Raw genomic sequence first — 14,888 nt, 5'->3', positions numbered from 1 at the left:
CCACAAGTGGGAAAAATATTTCCCTGCCGTTGTGGCGGGAGAGGATTAGGGTCGCGGAAACGAGCCGCCGATCAGATCGGCGGCAGCGATCCCGGTTTCGTAAGCGCCGTGCGCCGTCGAATAGCGCGAGCGCGAACAGGCTTCGCCGGCAAAGAAGATCCGCCCCTCATGCGGCGCCGCGAGAACTCCGCGCAGATCGGAGGCGCCGGGCTCCGCGTAGGAATAGGAGCCGCCGATATAAGGTGCTGCGGCCCAGGCCGAGATCGCCGCCACCGATAATTCCTTGCGAATATTCGCGCCGAAATGCGCCGCCAGTTCATCAGCGGCGAAGGCGAAAGCGGCATCTCTGCCCGCCCGCTCCAGATCATGCGCGAGGTCGCCGGCAAAATAGGCTTCCACGACAGGGGCGCCGAATGCCCGGAGCTGATAGGTGCCGGTCGCGCCGCGACTGGTCGAGCCGAGCATATGCGTATCCGCCGGCAGCGCCTCCGGATTGGCGAGCCTGAGAAACAGCTTGTCGGCAAGCCCGAGCGGCAAACGCGCCGCCGCCTCGATCTTCTCGGGCAGAGGAGGGTCAAAGGCAATCTTTTCGGCGGCAAGCACATTCGTCGAAACGGTGACGAGCACCGTTCGGGTGTTGAGTGTCCCCTTGTTCGTCTCGATGCCGACGCGGCCGGCATGGCGATGGTCGATGCGCCTGACTTCCACGCCGAGCCTTGCCGGCACCGGCTCGCCATAGCGGGAGATTGCGGTTCCATAGCCCTCGCGCACCCGCCAATCCGGTCCGGCGCCGGGGTCATATCTGGTATAGTCGACAACCGAAGACCGCTCCAGTTCGGCGCCGGTAATATAGGTGCCGATCGCCCGGATCTGGCCGTTCCGGGGATTTCCGGGTTCCAGCGCTCGGGCCATGTCGGTATCATCGCCTTCGTGGTTCTCCAACCGTTCGAAATAGGCGCTGACCGCCTCTTGCGAGGCACGAACCTCCGCATCGTCCCGCTCAAGCCGTCGACCGCCATTCCAGGGAGCGGGCGTGCGGTCGACCGTCAGCCCGACTTCGCCGGCCACTTCAGTCCAGGCATTGGTACGCGCGCCATGCAGCCAGCCGCAGCCGAGGTCGAGCCCCACATCGGCAACGCCCGGCAGCCCAACGGTCCACGCCCTGCCGCCGAGACGATCTCCCGCTTCGAGAAGGAGAATGGAAAGATCGGGACGGATTGACTGAAGGCGGCGGGCAGCGGCAATGCCAGCGGCCCCGGCGCCGACAATGACGACATCTTCGTTAGCGCCCTTGCTGGTCTCACCCGGCATGAATTCTCCTCTGGTCGCAATGTCTGTTCGGTTGCCTGAGCATGAAGCACCTGTTCCTGTTCCCCTTCTGCAACGAGTACATCAGTTCACCAGAATCGAAGAAGCATGATCCAGGCGGGGCTTTGACAGACTGCTGCAATGTTGAGCCGTTTCATAGGAGGAATCAGTTCGTCCATGTGAAGGCTCCAGCCACGTTTCGATCGACCCCGACATCTTCTCTTCTGATTTCGCACGTCTTTGCAGGCCGCGGCTGTCGATCCATGGCCCTGATCGTGTGACGCCGCGCATGATATGGTCTCCCTCCTTGAAAGGCTGCCGCGATAGGAATTTGAGATGCGCATATTACTGATCGAGGACGAACCTCAGATGGCCGTGGCGCTTCGCGGCGCGCTGACCAGGCACGACATGGTGATGGACCATGTCTCGACCCTCTGTGACGCCGAAATGGTGATCGGTGACGGCGCCTATGACGCCGTTCTCCTGGATCGGCAATTGCCTGACGGCGACGGGCTTGAGCTCATTCCGAAGATCCGCAGAAGGGGATTGACGCTGCCGATCATCGTCATCACCGCCAAAGGAGAGGTTCCCGACAAGATCACCGGGCTTGAGACCGGGGCCGACGATTACCTCGCCAAGCCCTTCGTCTTCGATGAGCTTCTGGCACGGCTGCGTGCCGTCATGCGCCGCTCCGAAACCTTGCGCCCGTCACTGATCTCGATCGGCCGGCTTTCATTCGACCCGACCTATTGCGATGTCAGCGTCTCCGGCCAGCCTCTGGACATGCCGCGCCGGGAGGCGCTGGTGCTCGAATGCCTGATGCGTCGGGCCGGCCGCATGGTGCCGCGGCCAACTCTGATGGAGGCGGTCTTCGGCTTCGACGACGAAATCCAGTCCAACGCGCTCGATTCCCACATATCGCGCCTGCGGCGCAAGCTGGCAGCCTCGCAGGCGGGCGTGGTCATCAACGTCATCAGGGGCGTCGGCTATCTCCTGCGCGAGGCATCATGAGAAAGCGATGCGGCTATTCACTGCGTAAGCGTCTGTTCTGGCGGCTTCTCGCCTTGCAGTCGGTCGTGCTCATGCTCGTGATGATCGTACTGTTTTTCGTCTGGCAGATATTCGATTTCAGGTCGCCGGACGGCACGATCGAGATCCTGCGCCAGGCCGTCTTCCGTCAGCCCTCGGGAGAACTGAGCGTCAGGGAGACCGAAGATTTGCGGCAGCTCCGCAAAGACGCGCCGGATCTTTGGTTCACCATCCGCGACACTCAGGGACACACCTTGACGGAAGGCCTGATCCCTCCGGAATACGCACGCATCAGCAACACACTCGACCATATCGGCCAAGCGAAATTCGCCAAGGGTCTCGGCGATCACGACCGTCCCGCTGCCCTTATGAAGTGGATCCCCACCGATTGGGGTCAGCTGCAGTTCCTGACAGGCACTGACGGCCCCACCGCCAGCACGTTTTTTCTACGCGGTCTTTCGTGGATCCTTAAAGTCGTCATCCCCATCGTCGCCGTAATGGCGCTGGGCGCGCTGATCGCCACGCCTATCGTCGTGCGCAGGTCGCTTGTCGGGGTCGACAAGGCAGCCCTTCAGGCCGATACGATCGATATCGACCAGCGCGGCGGCCGGCTCTCCGCAGACGATGTTCCCGACGAGATCGCGCCGCTGGTGCGCGCCGTCAACCGCGCGCTTGGCCGTCTCGACGAGGGTTATGAGCGGCAGGAACGGTTCCTGACCGATGCCGCCCACGAGCTTCGCACCCCAATAGCCATTCTCAACACCAGAATCGGATCGCTGCCGCACGGCCCCATCAAGACCGATCTCCTGGAAGATGCCGCCAGGCTCGCCATACTCACCGAACAGATGCTCGATCTTCAAAGGCTGAAACAGGGCAAGTCCCCATTTATCAAGGTCGATCTCGGCCAGCTGGCGCGAAAGGTCATCATCGAAATGGCGCCGCTCGCTTTTGCCGCCGGATATACGGTGCAGTTCGATGTCGATCATGCCGGGGAGATCGATGGCGACCCGCTGGCGCTGCAGCGCGCCCTGATGAATATCCTGCAGAACGCCATCAATCATGGCGGCCGGAAAGGCATCATCTCCCTGACCGCCGGCTCCAACTGGGTCGAGGTCAGCGACGAGGGGCCTGGCATTCCCGCCGATTTGCAGGAACGCATCTTCGAGCCATTCTTCAAGCGCCACCACGACGGGCGCGGAGCCGGCCTCGGCCTCAATCTCGTTCGGGACATCATGTGCCTGCATCGCGGCGAGGTGACGATTGCCAACCGCAATCCCGGTGCGGTCTGCCGCCTGAGCTTCCCCTCTGGATAAGCCGCGCGCCCGATGGATTAAGCCGCGTCGCCGTGACATATAAATTCAATGAGCGTGCACAGAGATTCGCAACTCGACATGTTTGCCAAGGCATCGCCCGTGACGGCCAAGGCGCACCGTCCGTCGCGCCGGCAGCCACCGCAGGCTGCCGTCCGTTCCGATGAAGACATGGCGCGGGTACTGGAGGAGAGCGGCAACTACCGCATCCTCAGGAAGCTCTCGCCGCGGCCGATTGCGGCAATCAGGCGGCCAGGATTTTCACGGCTCGGCGTCATCCTCGATACGGAAACGACAGGTCTCAGCCACCGCAGCGACGAGATCATCGAAATCGGTGCGGTCGCCTTCACGTTCGACGAAGACGGCTTAGTCGGCGATGTCGTCGGCGTCTATGGCGGCCTGCAGCAGCCGTCCCGGCCGATCCCGGCCGAGATCACCCGGCTGACCGGGATCACCGATGCCATGGTCGAAGGGCAGGTAATCGACATCCGCGCGCTCAGCGAACTGATCGAGCCGGCGGATCTGATCATTGCCCATAATGCCGGCTTCGACCGGCCGTTCTGCGAGACCTTCTCGAACATCTTCGCCGGCAAGGCCTGGGCTTGCTCGGTTACGGAGATCGATTGGAGCGCTCGCGGTTTCGAGGGCACCAAGCTTGGCTATCTCGTCGGCCAGGCCGGTTACTTCCACGAGGGCCATCGCGCCGTGGACGACTGCCACGCGCTGCTCGAAATCCTCGACCGGGCGCAGGGCGACGGCGAGAGGGCCTTCGCGGAGCTTTACCGCGCCAGCCAGCGTTCCCGCATCCGCATCTTTGCGGAACATAGCCCCTTCGAGATGAAGGACCATCTGAAGGCGCGAGGCTACCGCTGGTCGGACGGCAGCGACGGCCGTCTGAAATCCTGGTGGATCGAGATCGGCGAAGAGGATCTCCCCGAAGAGCTTTCCTACCTGCGCTCTGAAATCTACCGCTGGGCCGAGGCGGATCCGCCGATCCTGCGCCTGACGGCTTTCGACCGCTTCAAACTCTGAGCCCTTGCAGTAATCCATGCATTCCCTGCATAGGTGCAGTGATGCATTGGCGCTGCAACAATCGAGGGTCTCGTACTATATGAAGCTCATCGAAGCGAACGAAGCGCCAAGGACTGGCAGCTAAGCTTCGAAAGCCCACGGAAAGGGGATCATCATGAACGTAGCACGCTCTTTCAACAATTGGCGCAAGTACCGTCAGACGGTCGCTGAACTGGGCCGTATGTCCACGCGCGAACTGGACGACCTCGGCATCGGCCGCGGCGACATCCGCAACATCGCCCGTGCAGCCATCGCCCGCTAACGGCCGCTTAGACCAAGCATCTTCGAAACTTGCCAGCGCCTGCTTCCTCCCGAGCGGGCGCTTTGCTTTTGTGCCGCCGCCCGACGGCACTCTGCCGCGATCAAGCCTCCCGCCCTTCGCATAGCGCATAGCTGCCCTGCAAAGAAATGCCTATCAACTGAGCAGGAAATAAGTATGATTATTTCTATCGAAGCGATGCACCTCCTCCCGCATCCCTTCGAGAATGCAGGCGCCCCATCCTCCTCCCAGGGTCGCTTGCGGGAACGACGGCACTCCTCCTCCCAGCTGTCGTTCGGTTTTTCTCGAAAGCCTGCCGCACCTCCTCCCGCGGCAGGCTTTTTCGTTTTGACCGCCTCCTTCTCGCCCCCTGTTCGGTCTCAAATTTTCTTCCGTGCTTTTCCAGCCAGGCATCTCATCAGGCGAGCGCCCGGACAAACCTGTTGACACCAAACTTGTCGTACAACTATGTAACTAGCCGGATACCACGGCAGCAGAAGACGACGGGCGAAACCCGGCTTCCGCGATACCGACAATGCCAGACGACAACGAAGCTGAAGGAAAATGGACATGCAGATCGACGTGAGGCACGCCTCCCACCCCGAGGCCGTGCGCAATTTCGACACGGAGACGCTGCGGCGTCACTTTCTGGTGGAAACCATCTTCGAAGGCGGCGAGATCCGGCTCACCTATTCCCATTACGACCGCATGGTCATCGGCGGCGCCACGCCGCTCGCTCCTGGGCTGACGCTGACGGCGCCGACGGCGATCGGGCAGGAAACCTTCCTTGCCGAACGTGAACTCGGCGCCCTGAACATCGGCGGCGCCGGCCGCATCGTCGTCGACGGCGCGAGCTACGATCTCGCCAAGTATGATTGCCTCTATGTCGGCAAGGGTGCGCGCGACATCCGCTTCGAAAGCGTCGATGCCGCCGATCCGGCAAAATTCTACCTCGTCTCGACGCCGGCCCATGCCACGCATCCGACCGTGCTGCTCACGCGCGACAAGGCGAGGCATCTCAGCCCCGGCGACCCGGCGACCTCCAACAAGCGGTCGATCTACCAGTATGTCCATCCCGAAATCTGCCAGTCCTGCCAGCTGACCATGGGCCTGACGATGCTCGAGACCGGCAGTGTCTGGAATACCATGCCCGCGCACACGCACGACCGGCGCATGGAAGCCTATCTCTATTTCGATCTCGAAGCCGACCAGCGCGTCTTCCATTTCATGGGCGAGCCGCAGCAGACCCGCCATATGGTGGTGGCCAGCGAGCAGGCGGTCATTTCGCCGCCCTGGTCGATCCACTCCGGCGCCGGCACCCGCAATTACAGCTTCATCTGGGCGATGGCCGGCGACAACAAGAGCTTCACCGACATGGACCACATCGCCGTTGCGGATCTGAGGTGAGCGCTGTGGCAAGCCCCTTCGACCTTTCCGGCAGGACTGCCGTCGTCACCGGCGCCAACACCGGTATCGGCCAGGCCATCGCGGCCGCGCTCGCCGAAGCGGGCGCCTCCATCGTCGCCGTCGGGCGTTCCTCGATGGACGAAACCGAAGCATTGGTGAAGGAAGCGGGCAGCCGCTTCCACGTGGTCAAGGCCGACCTCTCCACCATCGAACCGGTCAAGGGGATCGTCGACGAGACGATCCGCACCTTCGGCGGCCTCGACATTCTCGTCAACAATGCCGGCATCATTCGCCGCGCCGATGCGCTCGACTTCACCGAAGAAGACTGGGACGCGGTGATCGACGTCAATTTGAAGACGGCCTTCTTCCTGTCGCAGGCGGCCGGCCGGCACATGGTCGAGAAGGGCAGGGGCAAGATCATCAACATCGCCTCGCTGCTCTCCTTCCAGGGCGGCATCCGCATCCCGTCCTATACAGCATCGAAAAGCGGCCTTGCCGGATTGACCAAGCTGCTCGCCTGCGAATGGGCGGCCAAGGGCGTCAACGTCAATGCCATCGCGCCCGGCTATTTCGTCACCAACAACACCACGGCGCTGCGCGAAGATCCTGACCGCAATGCCGCGATCCTCGCCCGCATTCCGGCCGGGCGCTGGGGAACGCCCGCCGAACTCGGCGGTGCCGCCGTCTTCCTGGCGTCGCCGGCATCCGATTACGTGCACGGGACGGTGCTGCCCGTCGACGGCGGCTGGCTCGCACGGTGACACGCCTCGGCAACTGACGAGGCACGGCGGTTCCGCCGTGCTCGCATCGTTTTGCCTTTCCCGCCCGCATGCGTTAGCAACAGAGGCGCGGCCGGCACAGCCGCATCGACACGCAGGACTTCGACACGGGATGACGGACAGGGACAAGACGGTCTTCGACACTATTCGCCAGCCGCCGAACCTGCGCAGCGGCCTTGCGGATATGATGACGGCGCAGATCGAGTCCGGCGATCTGAAGCCCGGCCAGCGCCTGCCGACCGAACAGGCGATCATGGCGGCGACCGGCGTCAGCCGGACGATCGTGCGCGAGGCGCTCGCCACGCTGCGCGCCAAGGGGCTGATCACCACGCATCAGGGCCTCGGAGCTTTCGTCTCCGACGATCCCAAGCCGCGGTCCTTCTCGATCATTCCCAACGACCTCCAGTCGATCGACGAGGTCCTGCGCGTGCTGGAGCTGCGCATGGGGGTGGAATATGAAGCCGCCGGCCTCGCCGCCTTGCGGCGCACGCAGGAAGATATCGACCGCATGCAGGATCGCCTCGACGCCCTCGACAAGGCGCTGGAAGAAGGCGGATATGGCGCGCAGGAGGACTACGCCTTCCACCGCTCCATTCTGGTCGCGACGCAGAACTCCTATTACGGCCGTCTCTTCGATACCTTCGGCAACATCATGGTGCCGCGGCAGTGGGCGCGCCTGGACAAGATGACATCAGCCGAGCGCAAGCGCCATGCGACGCGCATGCGCAGGGAACATCACGCCATATTCGCGGCGATCCGCGACGGCAACGAATCCGCCGCGCGCCGCGCCATCCGGACCCACCTGTCGAAAAGCACCGCGCGCTTCGAAGAGCTGCGCGACGCGAGTAGTTCATCTTAATCTTTGCGCTGAGGCTTCATCAGCCGCCGCCAGGCGGCGTGATCCGTTTGCAGTTCGACGGAGGCATGAGCGGCGGGCAGAAGCGGCTTGCGCCTGCGCCGGCCGAAGCGCCGTTTGAAGCCGAGGATATTTTCGACGAAGCTCCGTGTGTAGAGGCCCGGACCGCTCGAATAGATGCGCCAGCCGCCGTCGACGGCGATTTTGCCCGCCTTGACCCGCGCCCATTCGGCCGCCGCCTGATAGCGGTCATGGAAGGCCGCGTCGCTGCTGCTGAAATAGGTGTTGCGCTGGCGCAGTGAAGCATGCGGCAGCGCCGATGTGACGGCGATCGGATTGACGACGGCGATTGCCTTCCAGAGTTCGTCCGCCTCGGCTTCCAGGGCGAGCGTTTCGCAATAGCGCAGATGCGCATGCACATACATCAGCCCGATCTCGCGGCCGAAGAAGGAAGAGGATTCCGCTCGCCGAAACAGCGTCTCGGGCCCGCCGGCATAGGTTGCAGGTTTCTCCATCAGCCGCACGCCATCGGGATAAAGCAGATGCTTCTCGATCAGCTTCATATGATCGTGCCTCTGAACCGGCGTGAAGAGGCCGCCGAGCATCGCCTGCGTCATCGAGATCAGCGAGAAGGAGAGGCCGGTGCGCCGGTCGCTCGGGTGCAGCAGCAATTCGACGCCGTCATGTTCGGGATCGAAGATGCCATAGCCGGCAACCACGCCGTCACGGATGAGATGGCGATTGAAGTCCCGGCGCATCGCCGTTGCGATCTTCCTGAGCGCCTTGGCCTTTTCGCCGGACCCGCGACGGCGCAGGATGGCGGAATAGCGGACGACCTGCTCATAGAGCAGGGCAACGGTCCAGCTGCTGACCATCCAGTCGCGCAGATGCGGATCGGCGGGCTGCAGGGAATCGTTCCAGTCTCCTTCGCCATAGCGGATCAGATGCGTCCCCGGGATGAAAGCTTCGCGGACGGTATCGAGCAGCTTATCGACATGGATCGCGATGGTGTCGGTATGCGCCGCTTTCTGCATGGTCTTTTCGTCGCGCCAGGTGACCTCCTCATCGAGGATGGCGAGATCGCCGGTCGCTTCGATATAGTCGCAGAGCGCCTTCAGCGGCCAGACGACGATATCGCCGTGACAGTCGCCCGCCCGGATGTTGGAATAGGGCTCCAACATGAACCATTGCGGCCAGTCACCCTTTTCCAGGTACTGCTCGCTGAAGACGGTCTTCACCACCTCCTTGGCTTCGCGGTCATGCTCATAGGCGAGCAGGAATTCGATCGGGCCCTGGCAGGCATCGCGCGTGCCCCAGGCCGCACCGGTATATTGTTCGAGCCCATGCGGCACGCTCAGATGCACGATGGCGTCATGGGCGAGCCAGGGCAGCATGGTCGCCTGCGCGGCGAGGTCGGGCGATGTGCCGTCGATCGTCAGGCCACGCACGGCCTTCCGCCAGAATGCCGATGCCGGCGCAAGCATGGCTTGATCGGCGATGCCAGCCGCATATCGCTGCGCCAGGCGCTCGGCCTCCTCAGCATCGGTCATCGAACCGACGACGGCGAAGGACAGCGCCTGCGTCGGCCGGGAGCGCAACGCGATGAAGGCGCCATTGCGGGCGACACCGTCGGTATGGAGCAATTCGTCGCCGCCGATTTCCTCGATGGCATCGGGCGTCGAACTCACCAGCCAATAGCTGGCATCGGGGTATCGATCACCCCAGAGCCAGGCCGGATCCGGCAGGAAGCGGATGCGTTTGCCGGATGGATCGAACTCGATCCGGCCGCCCGCGTCATATTCGCGTTCGCCAAGAACGACATGGCCGAACACCAGGAAGCGGCAGGGTTTGCCCTCCACTGAAATCGTCCACTGCATGGCCGCATCCTCGCCGGAGGCGGCTGCCGCGACGGTGATGGTACGGCCAGCGCAACGATAGATCCAGCGGCAATCGCTGAGCCCCATTTCGAAAGCCGAGGGCACCGCCAGAAGCTGCCAGCCGGCGCCGAGATCGGCCATGACGCGCAGCCCGCTGGCGCGCGTCAGATTGTAGGGGTCGCGGGACACAGAAAAGAGCTTGTGGAAGGAGGTGTTGCCGATCGTCAGCTGCGCGGCGAAGATGCCCTGCATCCAGCACGTGGCGGCAAGCGTGGAATCGTCGAGCAACATGTTCTGGCCGCTGCGGACGATCGCGCCGTGGCGGCGCGCCACCAGGCGCTCCTTTTCGCTGAGGACAACGTGGCGGTTCAGCACGCCATCCGGCACGAAAAACGAAAGAAGCTTTCCGCCGGCGCATTCCTCCAGGCTCCGTTCCGGATAGAGCCTCGCAATCGCCTTTTTATCGAGCGGCTCGGCCGTGAGCAGAACGGCATCCTGCAGTAGGCTACGGACCGGCTCGGCTTCTGCAATATCAGCTGCAGCACCTTCCGTCGCCGCGAACCCACCGAGGAGCGAAAGATCGGCATCGCTCGATGCTTCGGGATGATCGGCAGCAAACAGGGCGAAGAAAGTCGCGCTCGCGCCGCTCGCCGGCACCGGGAAGGATTTCGATTGGATGACCGGACATGCCGTCTCCTGCTGCCGCCGTTCGCTCGGCAGGCTGGTGCCGAAGGGGCCGACCAGCAGGTCGCCGAGGCGCTCTTTCGCCTGCACCAGCTGGATCGCATCCGTGGCATAGGCGGCCGCGCCCTCAAGGCAGCCCTGCACGATCCAGGGATTGCGCGCGCCCGACTGCTTGAGGTTTTGCCGGTTCATCAGGACGGGGCCGAATGTCTCGTGCTCGGCGATATGGTGGTCGACATATTGCGAGGCATAGGCTTCGCTGTTCATCAGGAAGCCGCGATCGCCGAGACCGAGGTCCTGGACCAGCACCAGATCCACCGGAACGTTTCCACGCTTCAGATGGCGAAGGGAGACGCGCCAGAACCAGGCGGTTTCTGAGGGGTGAAGCTCGAGGCGAACCTTGTAGCCGATGTCGCCTGTTTTGCCGCTCCAGGAAAAACTCGTCGCATCGGACCCGAAGCTGCCGGCGGCGCGAGGGCCGACGATCTCGACGACATCGGGCGAAGGACCGCCGATGCGCAGATACAGGCGGCCGATGCCGCCGATGAGCGGCGATCCCTGGATCTGATTGATCTGCACCGATCCCTTGTCGTCGGCATATTCGATGGCAAACAGCGTGCCGTTCGGCAGCGCCGATATCGACAGGTCGGAACCGTTGCCGATCGTGGAGAGGCCAAGCTCTTCGCGTCGGGGCATCTGCAAACTGCGCGTAAAGTCGGGGGACATCGGGATCTCATCGATTGGCATCAGAGGGGAATCGAAGGATGACGCAAAAAGATTGAGAGAAATCTTACCGACAATCGGAAGAGGGGCAACCGGTCTTGGAAGGCCCGGGCAGCCGTATTGGCTTGCGGAGAAAAATGCCGGCAGCGGCATTTTCGCCGACAATGCGACCGAGCCTGGCCGGGAGGGCCAGACTCGGTGCTCGATCAGCGAATGTGGTCCGGGCGTGCTATGCGCCCGGCTCCCTTTGCCTCGACCAGTACGATTAGCCGCGGAAGAGCGACAGGATGTTCTGGGACGACGAATTCGCGATCGACAGAGACTGGATCGCAAGCTGCTGCTGGGTTTGCAGGGCAGACAGCCTGCTCGATTCTTCCTCCATGTCGGCATCGACCAGTCGGCCCACGCCCGAATCGATCGAATCCGACAGCGCGCTGACGAAATCTTCCTGCAGTTCGATACGCGTCGAGATCGAACCCAGCTGCGCGCCGGCAGAGGTCATCGCGGACAGCGCCGATTCGACTGTCGTCAGCGCCGACTGGATCTGGCCGAGCGTGAAGTCGGTGATGTCCATCGAATAGACCGAGCCGGTCGCGCCCGAGGAGGTACCGAGGATACCCGAGGAGGTTTCGATCGACCCGCCGCTCATGCCAAACAGGACGTTGCCCATGGAGCCGGTATCCAGAGCGTAGTCCGTCATCTTAACAGAAACGGCGCCGGAGCCGTCGCGAACGAAGGACGATACCACGCTCTTCGTGCTGCTCTCGCCGGCGACCCAGTTCTCGCCGGAGAACGACGCCGACTGGGCGATGCTCATCAGCTGTTCCTGCAACTGGCTGATTTCTTCCTGGACCTTGGATTTGTCGACACCGTCTTCCGTTGCGGCAACCAGCTTGGCCTTGATCTCGTCGACGACGTCGATCGCACTTTCCATTGCCGTGTAAGCCGTATCGACCTTTGCCGCGCCGAGGCCAAGGGCGTCGGACACAGCAGAAAGGGCCTTGTTGTCGGACCGCATCGTGGTTGCGATCGACCAGTAGGCAGCGTTGTCGGATGCGGTATCGACGCGATAACCGGTAGAAACACTGTTCTGCGTCGACTCGAGGTTGGAATTGATGCTGCGCAGCGTCTGAAGCGCGGCCATCGCGGAATTGTTCGTATTGATGCTCGTCATTGGAAATTCGCCTGTTTCGGAAGTTGGATGTGTTGCATCCCGGGACACATCCGGGCCGTGGCGAGCAGCCTCATGCTTATCGACCCGCGTTCGGGCAGGTCAATTCGCCATCGTGGAGAAAATTATGGTACTTAAAGGTACCTTAATCGTTAACGTAACGGCGATGCGGCGTAATTTTGTACGAAAATCGAACGCTCGGTGTCGGGGCTGATCCGGCTGCCGCCTCAAGGTGAAAGTTATGGAAGCAGGCCGTCGCAAATTCGCGATCGGCGGTTGACGCCCCGGCGGGAAACTGACTATCAATATTAAATCAATTTGATTGACATCAAATTCAGCTCCCGCACTCCGCGGAATGTTCAAGCCTGATTTTCATGAGGAACCAGTGACCATGTCCATACCGCGCCCGAAAGCCTTGCGGCTCGAAACCCTCTGGAACCCGCCTGCTGACGGCAAGGAATTTTCCTATGTCCTGCGCCTCAGGAATCTCGGCACCGAGCCGCTTTCGGATTTTTCTCTCTGCGTGAGCGGCCCGGGCCGCGTCGATCCGGCCGGGCGCGTCGAAGGCGCCACCGTCTCGCAGCGGCTGTCGAATTTCACCGAATTCAAACCGCCGGCCAATTTCATTCTCGGCGCCGGCGAGACATGGACGATATCGGTCTATGCGCTGAGCTGGCAGTTCCGCCACTGGACGGACGGCGCGACGAGCGGCTATCTCGCGCTCTCCGACGGCAGCACCGTCGTGCTGTCCATCGAGCCGACGCGGTCCTCCGTCAGCAATGCGCCGCTGAAGCGCGGCGCCGAGATCTATCCGGTTCCCGCCAATGCGCCCGTCCAGGTGTCGATCATTCCCTGGCCGAACCGCGTGGCGGTCAGCTCGCACCGCCCGCTGCCCGCCGGTTTTGCACCGCAGGCGCAGAGCGCCGAAGGGGAGGCGGCCGCCCGGAGCTTCGCAGCGCTGGTGGACCATCTCTTCGCGGTGGAAGGCATCGTGCGCAGTGAAGCGGAAGGCGCGGTTCCGGTTGCCCTCAGGGATGCCGCCGGCATGGGAGCGGAGGCTTATCGGCTGAGCTTCGACGGCGAAACGATCGCCGTCGAGGCAAGCAGCCGGACCGGTTTTCTCTATGGCCTCGTGACACTCGGCCAGATCTGGCGCGGTGCGAGGCTGCATCCCGGCGTTTTCCAGTTTCCGGCATCCGGCGAGATCGTCGACGAGCCGTCGATGGGCTGGCGCGGCCTGCATCTCGATGTCGCCCGCCAGTTCTATGGCGCGGCCGAGGTCAAGAAGCTGATTGCGGTTCTGGCCTGGAACAAGCTCAACCGTTTCCACTGGCACCTGTCCGACGACGAAGCCTGGCGCGTGGAAATCGATGCCTATCCCGCTCTGACCGAGGTCGGCGCCTGGCGCGGCCACGGCCTTGCTGTGCCGCCGCTTCTCGGCTCCAGCCCGGCCCGGACGGGCGGCTACTACACCAAATCAGTCATCCGCGATATCGTCGCCTATGCAAAGGGTCTTGGCGTGGAAATCGTGCCGGAGATCGACATGCCCGGCCATTGCTACGCCATGCAGCAGGCCATACCGGAGCTGCGTGATCCGGATGAAACTGGCAGCTACTACTCGGTGCAGGGCTTTCCCGACAATTGCATCAACCCGGCGCGGGAGAAGACTTACGAGATCGTCGAGACGATCCTTACCGAACTTATCGAGCTCTTTCCGTTCAAGACGATCCACCTCGGCGCCGACGAAGTTCCCCTCGGCGCCTGGTCCGGCTCGCCGGAAGCGCTTGCGCGCCTGCGCGCCGTCGCCGGCGACGCGGTTGCCGATGCGCATGCCAAACGGCTGAACGTCGTCACCAATACCCACGGCGCCGACGATATCCATGGCTCGGGTGCGGCTATCCTGCAGGCGGAATTCCTGGAGCGGGTACAGCGCTTCCTGGCGAGCAAGGGCTGCATCACCGGCGGCTGGGAAGAAGCGGCGCACGGCGATGTCATCGACAAATCGAAGAGCTATCTCTGCAGCTGGCGCAATGTCGAGGTCTCGGCCGAACTCGCCGAACGCGGCTATCAGATGGTCGTCTGCCCCGGGCAGGTCTATTATCTCGACATGGCGCTGAGACCCGACTGGGACGAGCCCGGCGCCAGCTGGGCAGGAACGTCAGACGCGGAAAAGCTCTACAATTTCGATCCGGTCGGCGGCTGGACGGCAGCGCAGAAACAGAGACTTCTCGGCATCCAGGCCTGCATCTGGTCGGAACCGATGACCGATCGCGCCGTGTTCGACCGTCTCGTCTTCCCGCGTATTTCCGCGCTGGCCGAAACGGGCTGGACGAAGCCGTCCGCCAAGTCTTGGGAGCGCTTCAGAGCCTTGGCGGGATTGATGCCGCTGCTTTACGGGCTGCGAGAGTCTTGAA

11 protein-coding genes are annotated in these 14,888 nt (G+C 62.8%); 8 read left to right on the top strand and 3 right to left on the bottom strand.

Annotation, left to right across the window (positions count from 1 at the left end):
* Nucleotides 1-45 precede the first annotated feature (45 nt).
* A complete protein-coding gene (locus ATY76_RS11730) occupies nucleotides 46-1,311 on the bottom strand; it encodes an FAD-dependent oxidoreductase (protein ID WP_088674934.1) in 1,266 nt (421 codons plus the stop codon).
* A 333-nt stretch (nucleotides 1,312-1,644) separates the two neighbouring features.
* Between ATY76_RS11730 and ATY76_RS11725 the strand changes: the two genes are divergently transcribed.
* The 7 genes from ATY76_RS11725 (at nucleotide 1,645) to ATY76_RS11695 (ending at nucleotide 8,022) form a co-directional block, all read left to right on the top strand.
* Nucleotides 1,645-2,319 carry a response regulator transcription factor gene (locus ATY76_RS11725; protein WP_088674933.1) on the top strand — a complete coding sequence of 225 codons (675 nt, stop codon included), beginning with the start codon at nucleotides 1,645-1,647 and terminating at the stop codon, nucleotides 2,317-2,319.
* Nucleotides 2,316-3,650, top strand: coding sequence for an ATP-binding protein (locus ATY76_RS11720; RefSeq protein ID WP_088674932.1), 1,335 nt, complete (start codon nucleotides 2,316-2,318; stop codon nucleotides 3,648-3,650). The genes ATY76_RS11725 and ATY76_RS11720 overlap by 4 nt, the downstream gene beginning before the upstream one ends.
* Before the next feature lie 48 nt (nucleotides 3,651-3,698).
* On the top strand, nucleotides 3,699-4,679 hold the full coding sequence (locus ATY76_RS11715) for a 3'-5' exonuclease (protein ID WP_088674931.1): 981 nt from the start codon (nucleotides 3,699-3,701) through the stop codon (nucleotides 4,677-4,679).
* Between the two features lie 154 nt (nucleotides 4,680-4,833).
* Complete coding sequence (locus tag ATY76_RS11710; RefSeq protein WP_088392288.1) at nucleotides 4,834-4,980, top strand: DUF1127 domain-containing protein; 147 nt, start codon at nucleotides 4,834-4,836, stop codon at nucleotides 4,978-4,980.
* 567 nt (nucleotides 4,981-5,547) lie between these two features.
* Complete coding sequence (gene kduI, locus ATY76_RS11705) at nucleotides 5,548-6,384, top strand: 5-dehydro-4-deoxy-D-glucuronate isomerase (RefSeq protein WP_088674930.1); 837 nt, start codon at nucleotides 5,548-5,550, stop codon at nucleotides 6,382-6,384.
* Entirely contained in the window at nucleotides 6,381-7,145 is a 765-nt protein-coding gene (kduD, locus tag ATY76_RS11700; protein WP_280950931.1) for a 2-dehydro-3-deoxy-D-gluconate 5-dehydrogenase KduD, read from the top strand. The genes kduI and kduD overlap by 4 nt, the downstream gene beginning before the upstream one ends.
* A gap of 130 nt (nucleotides 7,146-7,275) precedes the next feature.
* The gene (locus ATY76_RS11695; RefSeq protein WP_088674928.1) at nucleotides 7,276-8,022 is read left to right on the top strand and encodes a FadR/GntR family transcriptional regulator; all 747 of its coding nucleotides are present in this window, start codon (nucleotides 7,276-7,278) and stop codon (nucleotides 8,020-8,022) included.
* Here ATY76_RS11695 and ATY76_RS11690 read toward each other — a convergent pair.
* Both ATY76_RS11690 and ATY76_RS11685 read right to left on the bottom strand, forming a co-directional pair.
* Nucleotides 8,019-11,306: a cellobiose phosphorylase gene (locus tag ATY76_RS11690; RefSeq protein WP_088675037.1), complete on the bottom strand. Its 3,288-nt coding sequence runs from the start codon at nucleotides 11,304-11,306 to the stop codon at nucleotides 8,019-8,021. The two genes, ATY76_RS11695 and ATY76_RS11690, sit on opposite strands and share 4 nt — an antisense overlap.
* Nucleotides 11,307-11,568: 262 nt before the next feature.
* Nucleotides 11,569-12,477, bottom strand: a complete 909-nt coding sequence (locus ATY76_RS11685; RefSeq protein WP_088674927.1) for a flagellin — start codon at nucleotides 12,475-12,477, stop codon at nucleotides 11,569-11,571.
* Nucleotides 12,478-12,865: 388 nt separating this feature from the next.
* Here ATY76_RS11685 and ATY76_RS11680 point away from each other — a divergent pair, with 388 nt between their 5' ends.
* The gene (locus ATY76_RS11680; protein WP_088674926.1) at nucleotides 12,866-14,887 is read left to right on the top strand and encodes a beta-N-acetylhexosaminidase; all 2,022 of its coding nucleotides are present in this window, start codon (nucleotides 12,866-12,868) and stop codon (nucleotides 14,885-14,887) included.
* Nucleotide 14,888: the final 1 nt, after the last annotated feature.

Origin of the sequence: Rhizobium sp. R339, assembly GCF_002211395.1 — a bacterium.
Classification (GTDB): Bacteria; Pseudomonadota; Alphaproteobacteria; order Rhizobiales; family Rhizobiaceae; genus Rhizobium.
The sequence above is the reverse complement of the archived record's forward strand: the minus strand, read 5'-3'. Positions and strand labels throughout refer to the sequence as shown.

Coding starts and splice junctions, on each gene's coding strand:
- ATY76_RS11685 (WP_088674927.1), bottom strand. CDS start 12,477: ATGACGAGCATCAATACGAACAATTCCGCGATGGCCGCGCTTCAGACG.
- ATY76_RS11690 (WP_088675037.1), bottom strand. CDS start 11,306: ATGTCCCCCGACTTTACGCGCAGTTTGCAGATGCCCCGACGCGAAGAG.
- ATY76_RS11730 (WP_088674934.1), bottom strand. CDS start 1,311: ATGCCGGGTGAGACCAGCAAGGGCGCTAACGAAGATGTCGTCATTGTC.
- ATY76_RS11680 (WP_088674926.1), top strand. CDS start 12,866: ATGTCCATACCGCGCCCGAAAGCCTTGCGGCTCGAAACCCTCTGGAAC.
- ATY76_RS11710 (WP_088392288.1), top strand. CDS start 4,834: ATGAACGTAGCACGCTCTTTCAACAATTGGCGCAAGTACCGTCAGACG.
- kduI (WP_088674930.1), top strand. CDS start 5,548: ATGCAGATCGACGTGAGGCACGCCTCCCACCCCGAGGCCGTGCGCAAT.
- ATY76_RS11695 (WP_088674928.1), top strand. CDS start 7,276: ATGACGGACAGGGACAAGACGGTCTTCGACACTATTCGCCAGCCGCCG.
- ATY76_RS11720 (WP_088674932.1), top strand. CDS start 2,316: ATGAGAAAGCGATGCGGCTATTCACTGCGTAAGCGTCTGTTCTGGCGG.
- ATY76_RS11715 (WP_088674931.1), top strand. CDS start 3,699: ATGAGCGTGCACAGAGATTCGCAACTCGACATGTTTGCCAAGGCATCG.
- ATY76_RS11725 (WP_088674933.1), top strand. CDS start 1,645: ATGCGCATATTACTGATCGAGGACGAACCTCAGATGGCCGTGGCGCTT.